The following is a 15,431-nucleotide window of genomic DNA, read 5'->3' as shown; positions in this document are numbered from 1 at the left end:
CCTCCACTCGAAGTGTCGATGTGAGAGTGAAGACCAGCCGCCGGCCGTCATGCCGCTACTTGTATCGATATATAATTCTCCCCCGCGACAGGTCATACGGGCTAAGCTCCAACAGCACACGATCACCCGGTAAGATCTTGATAAAGTGCATTCTGATCTTACCCGAAACATGCGCAAGCACCGTATGCCCATTCGGGAGTTCTACACGAAACATTGCGTTGGGAAGTGATTCACTCACCTTCCCCTCGACTTCGATGGCTTTTTCTTTAGCCATTTGTGGTTAACGCCTCCTCAGCCGGTATCACGGTCAGGATGTCGGGTCCGTCACGCCTTATCGCCACTGTATGCTCAAAATGGGCAGACAAAGAATTATCCGCAGTCACAACCGTCCAGCTGTCACCAAGAGTCTCGACTTCATATGTGCCGACATTTACCATAGGCTCTATAGCCAGAGTCATTCCCTCTTCAAGTCTTACGCCCTTACCCGGCCTGCCGTAATTTGGAACATGCGGGTCCTCATGCATACTCCGTCCGATCCCATGACCGACCAGATCACGCACAACCGAATAGCCATTCTTCTCAACGTATGATTGAATCGCATGGCCGATATCAGACAACCTGTTTCCAACCCTGGCAGCCTCGATCCCAGTATACAGCGCCTCTCGAGTAATCCTCAGCAGACGCATCGCCTCTTCGGAACCCTTACCGCCTACCGCAACTGTTATCGCGGAATCACCATGCCAACCGTCAACTATCGCTCCAAGGTCTATACCCACAATATCGCCCGGCAATAGCGCCCTGTCACTCGGAATTCCATGAACAACTTCTTCATTTACCGCGACACAGACCGTATTCGGATATCCCCTGTAATTCTTGAAAGAGCTTTTTGCGTGATACTTCTTAATCAGCTCTTCGGACATTCTGTCGATATCCATAGTTGTGGTCTTGCCGGGAACAATACTTTCAGAAATTTCTTTCAGACACCGTGCCACCACAGCTCCGGCAGCGCGCATTTTTTCAATCTGAGCTGGTGTCTTTTTAGTAATCATTACGCACCTAGTGCCTCTGCAATTCGTGTTTGAATGGCAGAAATATCACCAACAGCGTCTATGTTCTTCAGTATTGCCTTTTCGCTGTAATACCCCAGCACGGGCGCCGTCTGGCTATTATAAACTTTTAATCTGTTTCTTATCGCTTCTGCCTGATCATCGGCTCTGTGGATAAGATCGCCGCCGCACTTATCGCACTTACCCTCAACCTTTGGGGCCTTGCTGTCAACGTGATAAGGCTCGCCGCAGCCCGGGCATACTCTTCTGCCCGAAAGCCGCTTCACAAGTTCCTCGTCGTCAACCTGCAGATTGACCACAGCATCAAGCGGCTTGCCTATTTCAACAAGCGCATTGTCCAGGGCCTCGGCCTGCGCTATAGTGCGCGGAAAGCCGTCAAGAAGAAAACCCTTCTCGCCGACAGATGCAAGCTTGTCTTTTGCGATTGCAATCACTACTTCATCCGGCACAAGCTCGCCTTTGTCCATATAGCCCTTGGCTTTCAAGCCGACCTCGGTCTTATTGGCAACTGCCTCGCGCAGTATGTCTCCAGTTGAGATGTGAGCCGCGCCGTATTTTTCTTTCAGTATACTCGCCTGCGTGCCCTTACCGGACCCGGGAGGTCCAAACAAAACTATCCTCAAAACTATCCTCTATTCAGCAATAAAAACCGTCAACCTTACAATTATACACTATTTACACAGCAACCGGCAACCGGCTGCCAAAAATCACAGCCGATTGCCCAATGCTGCTTTACTACAACTCTATTTTATGAAGCCTTCGTAGTGTCTCATAAGCAGATGACTCTCAATGGCTTGCATAGTCTCAAGCGCGACACCGACAACGATCAGCAGTGACGTGCCGCCAACCAGACTGAAAGTCTGGATACCTGTGATAGACGGAACATAATACTGCAACAATGCGACTATTGCAAGGAAGATCGCGCCGGAAAGAGTAATCCTTGTCATGATCTTATCGAGATAATCCTGCGTCGGCTTTCCGGGTCTTATGCCTGGAATAAAACTTCCCCACTTCTTGAGATTATCCGAAACATCCTTTACATTGAACGTAACGGCAGTGTAGAAGTAAGTAAAGCCAATAATCATAAGAGCATAGAACAACGAACCCCACCAGGTAGCGCCCGGAGCGATGCTGTGAGCAAAGCTCTGAGCAATCTCACCAAACCTGGTCTGAGGATCGCCATGCGTAAAGATATTTACCACCGTCAGCGGGAAATACTGGATAGACACGGCAAATATAATAGGGATAACCCCGGCCGAGTTTACCTTCAATGGAAGGAAGCTTGATTGACCGCCATACATCTTGTTGCCCACAACACGCTTGACATGCTGGATCGGTATCTTGCGCTGCGCCTGTGTGAACGCAATCATAAACGCCACAGTGCCGACAAAGAGTAAAGCAAGCACAATCAGTGAGCCCCAGGACTTATTCGTGATGGCGACTTCCAACGTTGTAAACACCTGGCTCGGCAGATATGCAACAATACCGGCAAAAATTACTATTGATACGCCATTACCAATGCCTTTATCAGTAATCTGCTCGCCCATCCACATAAGGAATGCGGTTCCCGCCGCAAGCGTAAGCGCTATCCACCAGATGGTAAGATCGAACATTCCGCCCGACGACTGTATAGCACCCATCGAACGAAGCCAGGTTGTTGTTCCAAACGCTTGAAACACTGCGAGAACACCTGTCAGCCATCGAGTCCAAAGCCTGATCTTCTTCTGACCCGCGGCGCCTTCTTTTTGCAGCTCTTCCAACTGCGGAATTGCAATTGTCAAAAGCTGCATAATAATCGACGCATTGATGTAAGGCATAATGCCCATTGCGAAGATCGTATACTTCTTGAACGCGCCGCCGGTAAATGCATTGAGAATATCAAATAGACCACCACTGAGCCTCTCGGACAATATCTCAGTGTTTACACCGGGAACGGAAATATGCAGCCCGATCACATAGACAGCAAACATCATGAAAAGGAACGTTATCCTCTTCTTCAAGTCCGGAACTCTAAACGCTGCCATCAACGATGCAAGCATCTATAATACCTCCGCCGTGCCGCCGGCAGCCTTGAGCTTCTCTTCGGCGCTCTTGCTGAACTTGTGAGCACGCACCGTTAGAGATTTGGTTATCTCGCCATTACCGAGGACTTTGATACCGTCCATAGCACCACTTACCAAGCCGCTCGAGATAAGCAGTTCCGGTGTAACCTCGGTCTGGGCGTCGAATCTTTCAAGATCATCCAGGTTTACAACCGCATAAATCTTGTGGTTCATGTTTTTGAACCCACGCCTCTGCGGCAGTCTGCGATGCAGAGGAGTCTGTCCGCCTTCAAAGCCCGGTCCCGGCTTCTGGCCGCTTCGTGCTTTCTGGCCTTTGTGGCCCTTGCCGGCAGTCTTGCCCTGGCCGGAACCTGTGCCGCGGCCTATCCGCTTTGACTTATGCGTTGATCCCGGAGCAGGACGCAAATCCTCGAGTCTCATTCCTTTACCTCCACAGGATCACTGAGTTGTTCCACTTCAAGAAGGTGACCGACCTTGCCGATCATGCCCTTCACACAGTCGTTATCCGACTGCACGACAGTTGAGCCTACCTTGCCCAGCCCGAGAGCCTTTACGGTAGCGCGCTGTCGCTTGTTGTATCCAATTACAGAGTTTTTAAGAGTAATCTTAAGCATTATATGCCTCGTGTATCAGTCACATGAGTTTCAGGATCAAATCCCAAAACACCATTAACACCTTATTATTCGGCCTCCACTGCCGCTTCGGTGCTCTCTCCAGCTTCGCCACTTACGTCAGGTCCGCCAAAGTCGCCGCCGGCTGCAACAGCCTCTTCACGCCGCTTTCGGACAAGCCATGGAACCATATCTTCGAGCGACTTGCCGCGAAGCTCCGCGACTCTTTCGGCCACTCTTATATTCTCCAGGCACTTGATCGTCGCTCTGGCGGTATTGACCGCATTGGGCGAACCAAGTGACTTAGCCAAAACGTCTCTTATACCCGCAAGCTCCAATATCGGCCTGACCGCACCACCAGCCACAACTCCGGTTCCCGAAGAAGCGGGTTTCATTCTTACTTTAGCTGCGCCGAAGTCCATCTCGATGTCGTGAGGGATTGTCGTCCCCACCATCGGCACCTCGATGACATTCTTCTTGGCTTCCTCGATACCCTTACGGATAGCGTCAGGAATACCTGCAGCCTTACCCAGGCCAATACCCACGTGGCCATTTCTGTCGCCAACGGCAACCAGAACGCTCCAGCTGAGTGTGCGACCGCCCTTGTGGGTCTTTTGTACCTTATTCGTCCGGATTACTTGCTCTTCCAAATCGAGCGTATCCGCATTGATCTTAGGCATGCTTCCTCCCTAGGCTCTTAGAACTTCAGCCCAGCCTCGCGCGCACCATCTGCCAGCGCGGCGACACGGCCATGATACTTGTATCCGCCACGGTCGAAAACGACCGTATCAATACCTTTTTCGACAGCCCGTTTTGCAACGAGCTGACCAACCAACTTTGCGGCTTCAGCATTTCCGCCGCTCTTGACTTGCGACTTCAACTCGCCATCTATTGTGGAAGCCGAAACCAGCGTCTTGCCGGACTGATCGTCTATCACCTGAGCATAGATATTGCAAATGCTCCTGTAGACATTCAGTCTTGGCTTGGAATCTGTACCGGCTACGGTCTTTCTTACTCTCCTATGGCGCTTTTGCCGAAGTTGTTCCTTCTTATTCATAGTGCCCCCAATACAGCATTGAATGTCAGGGGTTGGGGGTTGGGGTCATGGCATACGCCTTGTCTCTCCAACCCAACACTCAACACATATATTAAATGAAATACTAAATACCAAATATCAATTACTAAATTATTTGGTTGCTTTGCCGCTTTTGCCGGCTTTGCGTCTTATAACCTCGCCGTAATAGCGGATGCCCTTGCCCTTATATGGCTCCGGCGGTCTGATCTTGCGAATGTTCGCCACCTGCTGGCCCAACACTTCTTTATCGATGCATCGCGCAATTATGAACGGCATCCTTGTGTTGGTGTCCATGCCGACCTCGAACTCCACACCGTTCATAGGTTCGACAAGGACCGGGTGAGACAGGCCCACCTGAAGATTCAGGTTCTTGCCCTGAAGCTCCGCGCGATAGCCGACTCCCTGCACCTGCAGCTTCTTTTCATAGCCTGCAGTTACGCCGACCACCATGTTGTTGACCAGCGTTCTTGTAAGGCCATGCAAAGAGCGATGCTCCTTGCTGTTGGTCGGTCTCTCGCAAACAATCTTGTTATCTTCCACTTTTATCGATATAGCGCCGGGTAAAGAACGGTTCAAGGTTCCCTTGGGACCCTTTACCGTAATTACGCCATCGTCCTGGCTAATCTGCACTCCACTCGGCAGCGGTATAGGCAATTGTCCTATTCTGCTCATAACAACCTCTCCTACTCTACCAAATGTAGCACAGAACTTCGCCACCAATGCCAAGTTTCCTGGCATCACGGTCAGTCATAACGCCCCTGGATGTGCTGATAACAGCCACACCCAGCCCGCGAAGCACTCTCGGCACTTTGTCACGCTTGGCGTATACTCTGAGTCCGGGCTTTGAAACCCTCTTCAGATTACTAATGATCTTTTCCTGCCTGGGGCCATACTTCAGCGCGATCTTTGCAGTCGGAAACTTTCGGTCCTTCAAAGATTCGTAATTTTTGATGAACCCTTCGTCCCGCAAGATACGAAGTATTTCCATACTCAGTTTTGCCGCAGGTACCTCCACGAAGTCATGCTTCGCTGAATTCGCGTTCCGAATCCTCGTCAGCAGGTCTGCTACAGGATCTGTCACGGTCATGCTTGATCCTCCGTCTATCGGCCCGCACATTTTAAGAGTTTATCATTTTGTGCGAGTCGCTGTCAAACAAATTCTAGTCAGATATCGTCTGATCGCGCATCGTGGATCGCGAATCGTCAAGAGACTCATACACGATCGAACGATAAACGATCATTCGAATTTGCTCAAAAAACACTGAGCTGTTACCCTCAAGGGTATGTTGTGGGCGCAGTCACGCACCCAGCTCATTACCAGCTCGATTTGGTGACACCGGGGATCAATCCCTGATGCGCCATCTCACGGAAACAAATCCTGCAGATACCAAACCTGCGGATGAATCCTCTTGATCTACCACAAAGCCCACATCGATTGTACTTTCGTACACTAAACTTCGGCTTGCGCTGTTGCTTTTGAATCAGGCACTGTTTTGCCACGGAATCAACTCCTAGTCTAGATGTTAGAGGTTTACTCTTCTTTCTTAGCTTTTTCGGCTTCCGCAATGATCTGCTGTGCAACGCTGTGCGGAGCCTCTTCATAGTGTGAAAACTTCGCAGAGAATCTTCCTCTGCCTCGCGCGATTGATCGCAAATCAATCGAATATCTCAACATCTCGGACTGCGGCACCTGAGCTTTGATCTTCTGGCGCCCGCCGCCAATGGGTTCCATACCGGCAACCCTGCCGCGCTTGGAGTTCAGGTCTCCGATCACATCGCCCATAAACTCCTCAGGCACGATCACCTCTACTTCCAAAACCGGCTCCAGGATTACAGGATTCGCCTTTTCAGCAGCCGCTCTGAATGCGAGCCTCCCTGCAAGCTGAAACGCCATATCAGATGAGTCAACAGTATGGAAACTGCCATCATAGACCGTCGCCTTGATGTCAACAACTGTTGCCCCGGCCTGAATGCCGGTGGACATTGCTTCACGAATGCCTTTGTCAACCGACGGTATCCACTGTCGCGGAATAGAGCCGCCGACAATCGCATCCACGAACTCATAACCTGCGCCCCTGGGCTGCGCTTCAAGTCTGACCCAGCAATCGCCGAACTGTCCGCGACCACCGGTCTGTTTCTTGTGCCTGCCCTGGGCTTCAGCTTTATTCGTTATCGTCTCGCGATACGCAATCTTCGGTGTCTCGGTCTCAACTTCAACTCCGAACTTGCGCTTTAGCTTTCCAACTACTATATCAAGGTGCGTATCACCCTGGCCGGCCATAATAGTCTGGCTGGTCTCAGCTTCGCGATGCGTCTTAAACGACGGATCCTCTTCACTGAGTTTCTGCAAAGCCGGTCCGAGTTTGTCTTCATCGGCCTTGGTCTTCGCTCTTACTGCCAGCGAATAAACCGGATCAGGAAATGCAATCGGATCGAGAATTATAGGCTTACTCTTCTCACAGAGAGTGTCACCGGTCGTCGCATCCTGAAGCTTGGCAACGGCGCCTATGTCACCGGGTCCGACATCAGTAGTCGCTTCCTGGTTTTTGCCCACCAAGAAGTAAACCTGCCCTACCCGTTCCTCACGATCCCTGGTCGCATCAAATATATGTGAGTCCGACTTCAACGAACCCGAGAAAACTCTGAAATATGTCAGCTTACCAACATAAGGGTCCGCCATGGTCTTAAAGACCAGCGCACAGAACGGATCGCCGGGAGCGCGCTTCTCCTCACCGCCTGAAAGGTTCTTGCCCTCTACCGGAGGAATAGAAGCTGGTGACGGCACGCTCTTTACAATGAAATCAAGCAGCGTGTCTATGCCAATCATCTTCATCGCCGAGCCGCACAACACAGGAACCACCTTGCCTGTCTTCAGACCTATTTCCAGGCCCTTGGCGATATCCTCATCGCACAGCGTCCCCTCATCGAAGAACTTCTCCATAAGGGCATCGTCCATCTCAGCAACAGACTCGATAAGCGCATCGTGCATCTCGGAAATCTGCGATTGCATATCCTCCGGAATATCCGTCGGAGCAACCTTGCCGTTTTCCCACTTGTACGCCTTGTGGGTCAGCAGATCAACCACGCCAATGAAATTGTCCTCGGTGCCGATCGGAAGCTGCAGCGGAGCTACACTGGTTCCGAACTTCGACCGCAGAGCCTCAAGCGCCCTATAAAAGTCGGTGTTTTCTTTTTCAAGCTTGTTCACGAAGAACATCTTCGTGATTCCCGCCTCAGTGGCGAGGTCCCAACCGGTCTCAGTCCCGACTTCAATGGAGCCGCTGCCATCAACCAGGATCAGAGCAGCCTCGACCGCTCTCATACTGCCGATAGCATCTCCAACAAAATCAGGATAGCCGGGCGTATCCACAAAATTGATCTTCGCATTCTTCCACTCACATGGCAAGACTGCCGCATTGATGCTCATCTTTCTACTTATTTCATCCGGGTCAAAATCGCTGGCAGATGAACCGTCATCCACTCGCCCCAGCCTGCTGATCCCCCCAGAAGCGTAGAGCATCGCTTCAGCTAACGAACTCTTACCTGTGCCGCCGTGCCCTACCAATGCAACATTTCTTATTGCTTCGATAGAATACTTTTTCATGGACTATGCCTCTCTGAATGGCAGACCCAACGCCTTCAGCAAGGCTCTGCCCTCCTCATCGGTCTTCGCCGTAGTGGCAATAACGATATTCATACCCCGTGTGCGGTCTATCTTGTCATAATCAATCTCAGGAAAAACGAGCTGCTCCTTGAGCCCCATAGCGAAGTTGCCACGACCATCAAACGAATCTGCGGGCACTCCGCCAAAGTCACGGACTCTTGGAAGCACTACGTTGAAGAGTCTGTCCAAAAACTCAAACATCATGGCTCCGCGAAGTGTGACTTTGCATCCTACGCGGTTTCCCTCTCTAACCTTGAAGTTAGAGATCGACTTTGTGGCACGGGTGACAGCAGGCTTTTGACCTGTTATCAGCGTCATGTCATTGATCGCACCGTCGAGGAGCTTTGCGTCCTGTGTCGCCTGCCCTACGCCCATGTTCACGACTACTTTGGTCAGCCTTGGAGCCTGCATCACGTTTTTGTAGCTGAACGTTTTCATCAGGCCAGGCAAAACCTCGCTCTTATATTTGTCCTTCATTCTCGGCATAAGTTACTCCCTAACTCTCGATCACGGTGCCGCATTTCCGGCACTTGCGAGCCGGTGCACCCTCGGATGTCTTGGTGCTGGCCGATCTGGTCTCTTTGTTGCAGTTCGGGCATATCAGCATAACTTTGCTTACTGGCACGCTAAGCGGCATCTGCATCTCGCCCATCTGCTGTTTGACCATTGCGCGAGAGGATTGCCCACGCGGTTTCTGGTGACGCGTTACCATGTTAACGCCCTCAACAATAACCTTGCCCTGCTCGGGGACGGTCTGCTGAACCTTGCCGCGCTTGCCCTTATCCTTGCCCGAAAGAACGATAACTTCATCGCCTTTCTTGAGCCTCATTTTTGCTTCGTATACCGGTTTTTTCTTCTTCATACGACTCTCCCAACATGGGATAAATATTAATTATTAAATACTAACTACTAAATCAGATGACTTCTGGGGCCAGCGATATGATTCGCATAAACCCTTTGTCCCTCAGCTCGCGAGCAACGGGACCGAAAATACGGGTTCCACGAGGCTCGTTGGCATTATTTATGACCACGGCTGCATTATCATCAAAGCGAAGTATCGAGCCGTCCGGACGCTGAACGTCGTTCTTTGTGCGCACGACTACGCATCTGACGACTTCGCTCTTCTTTACTGTCGCTCCAGGGGTCGCCTGTTTTACAGCGCCGATAATGACGTCGCCAACACCGGCATAATGCGCGTTTGATCCCTTTAGCACTCTTATGCACAAAATTTCTCGCGCACCGGAATTGTCAGCCGCTCTCAATCGCGTATAGGGCTGTATCATTGTCTATCCTCTCCATCGGGTGATGGGTGTTAGGTGTTGGGTGATAGAATATGACCATCACCTTTACCTGATACCGCCAACCCGAAACTATTTCGCTTTTTCGACAACGCGGGCAACCCGCCAGCACTTGTCTTTGGAAAGCGGCCTTGTCTCCATAATCTCGACCGTATCGCCAATGCCGCACTCATTTGCTTCATCGTGAGCCTTGAACTTTGCTGTCCGTCGCACGATCCTGCCGTAGAGCGGATGCCTGACCAGAGTCTCGATGGCAACAACAACCGTCTTGTCCATCTTGTCGCTTATTACACGTCCACTTCGGACTTTTCGTCTGCCTCTGTCCATCACTTGCCTGCCTTAATCTCGCGGTTCTTAAGCTCGCTGAGTATTCGTGCCACGTTCTTCCTGGCGATACCAATCGCGTGAGGATTGTCCAACTGCTTCAAGGCGATCTGCTGCCTCATCTTATACAGGTTCTCACGCTCCTGCGCGAGCATCGTCTCCAGTTCCGTATCACTCGACTGTTTAACTTTGCTGCGAAGCTCAGACTGTCTCACTGATATCACTCTGCTCTTTCTTCGTCACAAACCTGGTCGCAATCGGCAGCTTGTGAGAAGCAAGTCTCATAGCCTCTTTTGCCAGGCTCTCATCAACACCGGCCATCTCGAAGAGCATTCTCCCGGGCTTCACGACAGCCACCCAACCTTCAGGGCTGCCCTTGCCGCTTCCCATACGGGTCTCGGCGGGTTTCCGGGTGATAGGCTTGTCAGGGAAGATTCGAATCCACACCTGTCCGCCTCTCTTGATATGCCTTGTGATTGCAACTCTAGCCGCTTCGATCTGATTGGCAGTCAACCAGGCCGCTTCGAGGCCCTGCAGACCGTACTCGCCGAAATCGACTTTGTTACCTTTGTTTGCCTTGCCGGCACGTGAACCGCGCTGTACCTTGCGGTATCTGGGTCTTTTTGGCATTAGCATTTGGCTTAACTTCTCCTCTCGCCGCCGCCACGACCACCGCGTCCACCGCCACGACCACCGCCGTAGCCACCGCGTCCGCCACGATCACCACGATCAGATCGCTCGCCTCTCGGGCGTCGCGGTCTTCTTGCGGCCATAATCTCTTCTTCAGTCGGTTCCGCGCGTCTTGCACCGGGCAATATGTCACCGCGATATATCCACACCTTAACGCCGATGTGTCCATATGTGGTCTTCGCCTCGGTGAAGCCATAATCGATATCGGCTCTCAAGGTATGAAGCGGAACCTTGCCGGACTTGTCACCATCAACACGCGCCATTTCCGAACCGCCTAGCCGTCCGGCAACCCGGATTCGGATGCCCTTGGCTCCCATTCTCATCGAACGAAGCACGGCCTGCTTGTTGGCGCGCTTATATGAGATACGCTTCTCGATCTGCTGAGCAATTGACTCGGCAACAAGCTGCGCTTCAATCTCAGGATTTCTGACTTCCTGCACATTGACATGGACCATCTTGCCGCCCGCGATCTTTTCGATCTCCGAGCGAAGGTCGTCCACACCCTTACCGCCACGGCCAATAATAATTCCGGGCTTTGCGGTGTGCACAGTAACCTTGACCTTGTTTGCCATGCGCTCGATCTCAATTTTGGAAATACCGGCCTGATAAAGGTTCTTCTTAACGAACTTGCGAATTTTCGCATCCTGGATCAGTAATCCGGCAAACTCCTTGTCCGAAGCATACCATTTGCTGTCAGGCTCTCGGATGACTCCGATTCTAAAACCTATAGGATGAACTTTCTGTCCCAATTACTCGCCTCCTTTGGCGTCATTCTCGCCTTCGGATTGTGCCGTTTCCGACTTGATGGCCTCCGGAGCCGCGGCCTTGGCGCTTGCCTTGGCCTTTGGAGCGGCCTTTGTCTTGGGAGCCTTAGTCTTGACCTGCTCAACTTGCTCAGTCGCGACTACTTTCTTCTCTTCCTCGACTTCACTTGCCGGCTCTTCCGTCTTCTTCGGAGCACGCTTTGTGGCTGTCTTAGGAGCAGCAGCCTTAGGAGCCTTTGCCCCCGGCTTTGCCGTCCGCGCAACTTCCTTGCGCTTCTTTTTCAGCTTCGCCTCTGTCTCCTCGACACCTATGGTTATATGAGAAAGTCTCTTGACCATTCGGTAGCCGCGCCCCTGCGGGGCATAGCGGACACGCTTCATCATCGGTCCACCGTCTACCATGGCCAGTGAAACCTTCAGGTTTTCACCATCCATATGGTGATTGTTCTCCGCATTGGCCACAGCCGACTTGAGGACTTTCTCGATCAGTCGCGCCGCAAAATTCGGCGTAAACTGCAATATCCCCAGGGCCTGCCTAACATCCTTGCCTCGAATCTCGTCTATAACAAGGCGTGCCTTCCGCGGCGAGGTGCGCACAAAACGCGCCTTCGCTATTGCCTGCATACCATTGGCCTCCCAAAAACAGCTAAGAATGGAGAGTGGAGAGCTAAGAGCCCAAAACTCCTCACCTCAACCGCTTCAATTACATTCATGAAGTTCTATGCTTCATGTCTACATTAAAACTTACTTTAGGGATGTCGAGCGCTCGGTGTGATGGCCGTGCCCTCGATAAAGTCTTGTCGGAGCGAACTCGCCCAGCTTGTGTCCGACCATATTCTCGGTGACGAACACCGGAATGTGCTTCCTGCCATCGTGCACCGCAATCGTGTGCCCGATCATCAGCGGGAAGATCGTCGAACGGCGTGACCAACTCTGGATGATCCTCTTCTCGCCCCTGGCGTTCATGTCTTCTATTTTTTTAAGGAGTTTCGGGTCCGCATACGGTCCCTTTTTCAGTGAGCGTCCCACTAGTTATCCCCCTACTTTGCGTTTCTTCTTCTAACGATCATTGCATCTGAAAGCTTCTTGCCACGAGTCTTTGTTCCATGAGCAGGCTTGCCCCACTTCGAGACAGGCGTCTTGCGCCCGACAGGCGATTTGCCCTCGCCGCCGCCATGCGCATGGTCTCTCGGGTTCATAACAACGCCGCGGACCGTAGGCCTGATGCCCTTCCACCGCGACCTGCCGGCCTTACCGACGGAAATGTTCTCATGTTCGACATTGCCGAGCTGACCGATTGTCGCTTTGCACATAATCGGAACATTGCGCATCTCACCCGACGGCAATCTGAGGTTGGCGTATTTGCCTTCCTTTGCCATAAGCTGAGCGCCTGCTCCCGCACTGCGCACAATCTGACCACCCTTGCCGACCTTAAGCTCGATATTATGAACAATCGTTCCAAGCGGTATGTTGGCAAGCGGAATGCAATTTCCAGGACGGATATCCGCGGTCTCATCCGCGATAACGCTGTCACCAACATTCATGCCAAGCGGCCAGAGAATATATCTCTTCTCGCCGTCCGCATAGTTGATGAGCGCGATCCGAGCAGACCGATTCGGGTCATACTCAATACCGGCAACTTTGCCCGGGATACCAATCTTGTCCCGCTTGAAATCGATGATTCTATACTGCCTCTTGTGACCGCCGCCCTGATGGCGCATGGTCAATGTGCCCTGATTGTTGCGTCCGCCGGTGTTCTTCAGCGGCCTTAACAAGCTCTTTTCAGGCGTAGACTTAGTGATCTCCTCAAATGAGGAAACCGTGTAATAACGCCGTGCGGGAGAGGTAGGCTTAAATTCTTTGACTGCCATAGTTAGGCTCCCTCAAATATTTCTATGTGCTGTCCCGCCTTGAGTGTTACATATGCTTTCTTCCAATCGGCGGTCTTGCCCTGCGTCATTCTGCCCATCCGCTTGCTCTTGCCCTTTACATGAAGGGTATTTACTTTCACAACATCCACGGTTGGGAAGATCTTCTTCACTGCATCGGCAATCTCTATCTTATTGGCGTTGATATCTACTTCAAAGACATACTTGCCCATCGCTGATGCGCCCATGCCCTTTTCTGTAATCAACGGACGCTTTATGACGGCATAAGGATCTTTCATCTAAGCAAAGACCTCCTCTAATTTCGCCACGGCCGCACGAGTCATAATAATCTTGTCGGCGTTCAATATATCGCGAACACTCACGCACGGCGCAACTCTAAGCTCAACGCCCGGAATGTTGCGTGACGAAAGCAAAATTTCGTTTGAAAGTCCGTCAATTACAACCAGCGCTCTGCGAGTTGCACCAACATCATCAAGGAATGCCGCCATTTTCTTAGTGCTGATGCCATCGAGCTTGATCTCATCAATCACTACCAGCGCATCATCAGCGACCCTTGCCGAAAGCGCAGAGCGCAAAGCCCCGCGTCTCATCTTTTTCGGCATAGCCTTTCTGTATGACCTCGGCCCGGGACCAAAAACGACTCCACCATGATAATAATGAGGAGCACGAATAGAACCCTGTCGAGCGCGGCCCGTACCCTTCTGCCGATAAGGTTTAGCCCCGCCGCCGCTTACCTCGCTGCGGCTTTTCGTGTCGGCTGTGCCCTGACGCATATTCGCCTGCTCACCGACCACAGCCTGGTGCATTAAAGCGACATTCGGCGCGACTTCAAACACCTCGGCCTTCAGTTCAAGGTCACCGACCTTTTCACCGGCCATATTATGCAGATTGATCTTGGCCATCGACTATCCTCCTATCATCTGCCTGCGGATGAAGACCAATCCGCCGTTTGCGCCCGGCACCGACCCCTGAATAAGGATCAGATTGCGGAAGGCATCGACTCTGAAAATCGAAAGCCCGCGCTGTGTGATCTGTTTTCCACCCATGCGGCCAGGGCGTCTGACACCCCTGAACGTACGAGCTGCATCTGTTGCGCCGCCTGACCGCGGCTTGCGATGTATCATTGAGCCATGGGTCATATCGCCGCCATGAAAATGCCATCTCTTAACGGCACCAGCGAAACCCTTGCCCTTGGATATTCCCGATACCTTGACCACATCGCCGCGATCAAATGCGTCGGCTTTGATTTCCTGGCCAAGAGTCACCTCACCCAGATCGTCAACTTCTATTTCATGCAGATGACGCTTTGGAGCCGAACCCGACTTCGCGAGGTGCCCTTTAAGCGGCTTGTTTATCTTCTTTTCTTTTACATCGCCGAAAGCAACCTGTACGCTCTCATAACCGTCTTTTTCCTCGGTCTTGATCTGCGTAACCACACATGGTCCGGCCTCGATTACGGTCACCGGAACAAGGCGACCTTTTTCATCGAAGACCTGGGTCATTCCCAGCTTCTTTCCTAAAATTCCATTGATCATTTTATGATCCCCTAAAGCTTGATCTCGATATCCACGCCGCTGGGCAAATCGAGACGCATGAGAGCGTCAATCGTCTTAGGCCCCGGATTCAAGATATCGATCAGACGCTTGTGCGTCCTAATCTCAAAGTGTTCCATCGATTCTTTGTCGATGGTAGTGCCGCGGTTGACGCAGTAGATGTCTTTCTCCGTCGGAAGCAACACCGGACCAGAAATCCTGGCGCCCGTGTGGCGCACCGTCTCAACGATCCGCTCAGCGCTCTGATCCAGCACTCTATGATCAAACGCCTTTAGCCTGATTCTTACCTTGTCCTTGCGCATATATTCCAACTCCAGTTGGGTGTTGGGTATTGGGTGCTGGGTGTTGGTAAGGAATACTGAGAATTCAAAGGCTGAACCTCCGAATCACCACATATCCAACCCTAACACCTAACCTCCATCACCTATCACCT

The 15,431-nt window shown here is 51.8% G+C and carries 25 protein-coding genes and 1 pseudogene; all 26 read right to left on the bottom strand.

The features are described from left to right. Nucleotides 1-55: 55 nt before the first annotated feature. Entirely contained in the window at nt 56-274 is a 219-nt protein-coding gene (gene infA / locus ABFD83_14230) for a translation initiation factor IF-1 (protein ID MEN6358228.1), read from the bottom strand. Continuing rightward, nucleotides 267-1,049, bottom strand: a complete 783-nt coding sequence (map, locus tag ABFD83_14225; GenBank protein MEN6358227.1) for a type I methionyl aminopeptidase — start codon at nt 1,047-1,049, stop codon at nt 267-269. The genes infA and map overlap by 8 nt, the downstream gene beginning before the upstream one ends. Then, the gene (locus tag ABFD83_14220) at nt 1,049-1,678 is read right to left on the bottom strand and encodes an adenylate kinase (protein ID MEN6358226.1); all 630 of its coding nucleotides are present in this window, start codon (nt 1,676-1,678) and stop codon (nt 1,049-1,051) included. The genes map and ABFD83_14220 overlap by 1 nt, the downstream gene beginning before the upstream one ends. Before the next feature lie 132 nt (nt 1,679-1,810). Beyond that, nucleotides 1,811-3,106, bottom strand: a complete 1,296-nt coding sequence (secY, locus tag ABFD83_14215) for a preprotein translocase subunit SecY (GenBank protein ID MEN6358225.1) — start codon at nt 3,104-3,106, stop codon at nt 1,811-1,813. Beyond that, nucleotides 3,107-3,550 (bottom strand): 50S ribosomal protein L15, encoded by a 444-nt coding sequence (gene rplO, locus ABFD83_14210; GenBank protein ID MEN6358224.1) that lies wholly within the window; start codon nt 3,548-3,550, stop codon nt 3,107-3,109. It lies immediately after the preceding gene. Further along, a complete protein-coding gene (rpmD, locus tag ABFD83_14205) occupies nt 3,547-3,744 on the bottom strand; it encodes a 50S ribosomal protein L30 (protein MEN6358223.1) in 198 nt (65 codons plus the stop codon). Before rpmD ends, rplO begins: the two co-directional genes overlap by 4 nt. Nucleotides 3,745-3,926: 182 nt before the next feature. Beyond that, nucleotides 3,927-4,421, bottom strand: a pseudogene (rpsE, locus tag ABFD83_14200) (30S ribosomal protein S5). Nucleotides 4,422-4,438: 17 nt separating this feature from the next. Further along, nucleotides 4,439-4,798 carry a 50S ribosomal protein L18 gene (gene rplR, locus ABFD83_14195; GenBank protein ID MEN6358222.1) on the bottom strand — a complete coding sequence of 120 codons (360 nt, stop codon included), beginning with the start codon at nt 4,796-4,798 and terminating at the stop codon, nt 4,439-4,441. A 129-nt stretch (nt 4,799-4,927) separates the two neighbouring features. After that, nucleotides 4,928-5,488, bottom strand: a complete 561-nt coding sequence (gene rplF / locus ABFD83_14190) for a 50S ribosomal protein L6 (GenBank protein MEN6358221.1) — start codon at nt 5,486-5,488, stop codon at nt 4,928-4,930. A 16-nt stretch (nt 5,489-5,504) separates the two neighbouring features. Then, entirely contained in the window at nt 5,505-5,903 is a 399-nt protein-coding gene (rpsH, locus tag ABFD83_14185) for a 30S ribosomal protein S8 (GenBank protein ID MEN6358220.1), read from the bottom strand. 227 nt (nt 5,904-6,130) lie between these two features. Continuing rightward, entirely contained in the window at nt 6,131-6,316 is a 186-nt protein-coding gene (locus ABFD83_14180) for a type Z 30S ribosomal protein S14 (GenBank protein ID MEN6358219.1), read from the bottom strand. 31 nt (nt 6,317-6,347) lie between these two features. Then, the gene (fusA, locus tag ABFD83_14175; GenBank protein MEN6358218.1) at nt 6,348-8,420 is read right to left on the bottom strand and encodes an elongation factor G; all 2,073 of its coding nucleotides are present in this window, start codon (nt 8,418-8,420) and stop codon (nt 6,348-6,350) included. Between the two features lie 3 nt (nt 8,421-8,423). Continuing rightward, nucleotides 8,424-8,966, bottom strand: coding sequence for a 50S ribosomal protein L5 (gene rplE, locus ABFD83_14170; protein MEN6358217.1), 543 nt, complete (start codon nt 8,964-8,966; stop codon nt 8,424-8,426). Nucleotides 8,967-8,976: 10 nt separating this feature from the next. Next, nucleotides 8,977-9,342 (bottom strand): 50S ribosomal protein L24, encoded by a 366-nt coding sequence (gene rplX / locus ABFD83_14165; protein ID MEN6358216.1) that lies wholly within the window; start codon nt 9,340-9,342, stop codon nt 8,977-8,979. Between the two features lie 52 nt (nt 9,343-9,394). Beyond that, the gene (gene rplN / locus ABFD83_14160) at nt 9,395-9,763 is read right to left on the bottom strand and encodes a 50S ribosomal protein L14 (GenBank protein ID MEN6358215.1); all 369 of its coding nucleotides are present in this window, start codon (nt 9,761-9,763) and stop codon (nt 9,395-9,397) included. 87 nt (nt 9,764-9,850) lie between these two features. Continuing rightward, nucleotides 9,851-10,105, bottom strand: a complete 255-nt coding sequence (rpsQ, locus tag ABFD83_14155) for a 30S ribosomal protein S17 (protein ID MEN6358214.1) — start codon at nt 10,103-10,105, stop codon at nt 9,851-9,853. Then, the gene (rpmC, locus tag ABFD83_14150) at nt 10,105-10,317 is read right to left on the bottom strand and encodes a 50S ribosomal protein L29 (protein MEN6358213.1); all 213 of its coding nucleotides are present in this window, start codon (nt 10,315-10,317) and stop codon (nt 10,105-10,107) included. Before rpmC ends, rpsQ begins: the two co-directional genes overlap by 1 nt. Further along, nucleotides 10,304-10,738, bottom strand: coding sequence for a 50S ribosomal protein L16 (gene rplP / locus ABFD83_14145; protein MEN6358212.1), 435 nt, complete (start codon nt 10,736-10,738; stop codon nt 10,304-10,306). The genes rpmC and rplP overlap by 14 nt, the downstream gene beginning before the upstream one ends. A 5-nt stretch (nt 10,739-10,743) precedes the next feature. Then, nucleotides 10,744-11,541 (bottom strand): 30S ribosomal protein S3, encoded by a 798-nt coding sequence (rpsC, locus tag ABFD83_14140; protein ID MEN6358211.1) that lies wholly within the window; start codon nt 11,539-11,541, stop codon nt 10,744-10,746. Next, complete coding sequence (gene rplV / locus ABFD83_14135) at nt 11,542-12,180, bottom strand: 50S ribosomal protein L22 (GenBank protein ID MEN6358210.1); 639 nt, start codon at nt 12,178-12,180, stop codon at nt 11,542-11,544. Nucleotides 12,181-12,300: 120 nt separating this feature from the next. Continuing rightward, complete coding sequence (rpsS, locus tag ABFD83_14130; protein ID MEN6358209.1) at nt 12,301-12,585, bottom strand: 30S ribosomal protein S19; 285 nt, start codon at nt 12,583-12,585, stop codon at nt 12,301-12,303. An 11-nt stretch (nt 12,586-12,596) separates the two neighbouring features. Next, nucleotides 12,597-13,427 carry a 50S ribosomal protein L2 gene (rplB, locus tag ABFD83_14125; protein MEN6358208.1) on the bottom strand — a complete coding sequence of 277 codons (831 nt, stop codon included), beginning with the start codon at nt 13,425-13,427 and terminating at the stop codon, nt 12,597-12,599. A 2-nt stretch (nt 13,428-13,429) separates the two neighbouring features. Then, nucleotides 13,430-13,723, bottom strand: a complete 294-nt coding sequence (rplW, locus tag ABFD83_14120) for a 50S ribosomal protein L23 (GenBank protein MEN6358207.1) — start codon at nt 13,721-13,723, stop codon at nt 13,430-13,432. Continuing rightward, nucleotides 13,724-14,347 (bottom strand): 50S ribosomal protein L4, encoded by a 624-nt coding sequence (gene rplD, locus ABFD83_14115; protein MEN6358206.1) that lies wholly within the window; start codon nt 14,345-14,347, stop codon nt 13,724-13,726. A gap of 3 nt (nt 14,348-14,350) precedes the next feature. After that, nucleotides 14,351-14,980 carry a 50S ribosomal protein L3 gene (rplC, locus tag ABFD83_14110; protein ID MEN6358205.1) on the bottom strand — a complete coding sequence of 210 codons (630 nt, stop codon included), beginning with the start codon at nt 14,978-14,980 and terminating at the stop codon, nt 14,351-14,353. 11 nt (nt 14,981-14,991) lie between these two features. Then, nucleotides 14,992-15,300 carry a 30S ribosomal protein S10 gene (gene rpsJ, locus ABFD83_14105; GenBank protein MEN6358204.1) on the bottom strand — a complete coding sequence of 103 codons (309 nt, stop codon included), beginning with the start codon at nt 15,298-15,300 and terminating at the stop codon, nt 14,992-14,994. Nucleotides 15,301-15,431: the final 131 nt, after the last annotated feature.

The organism is Armatimonadota bacterium (assembly GCA_039679645.1).
GTDB lineage: Bacteria > Armatimonadota > UBA5829 > UBA5829 > UBA5829 > UBA5829.
This window is presented reverse-complemented; position numbering and strand designations above follow the sequence as displayed.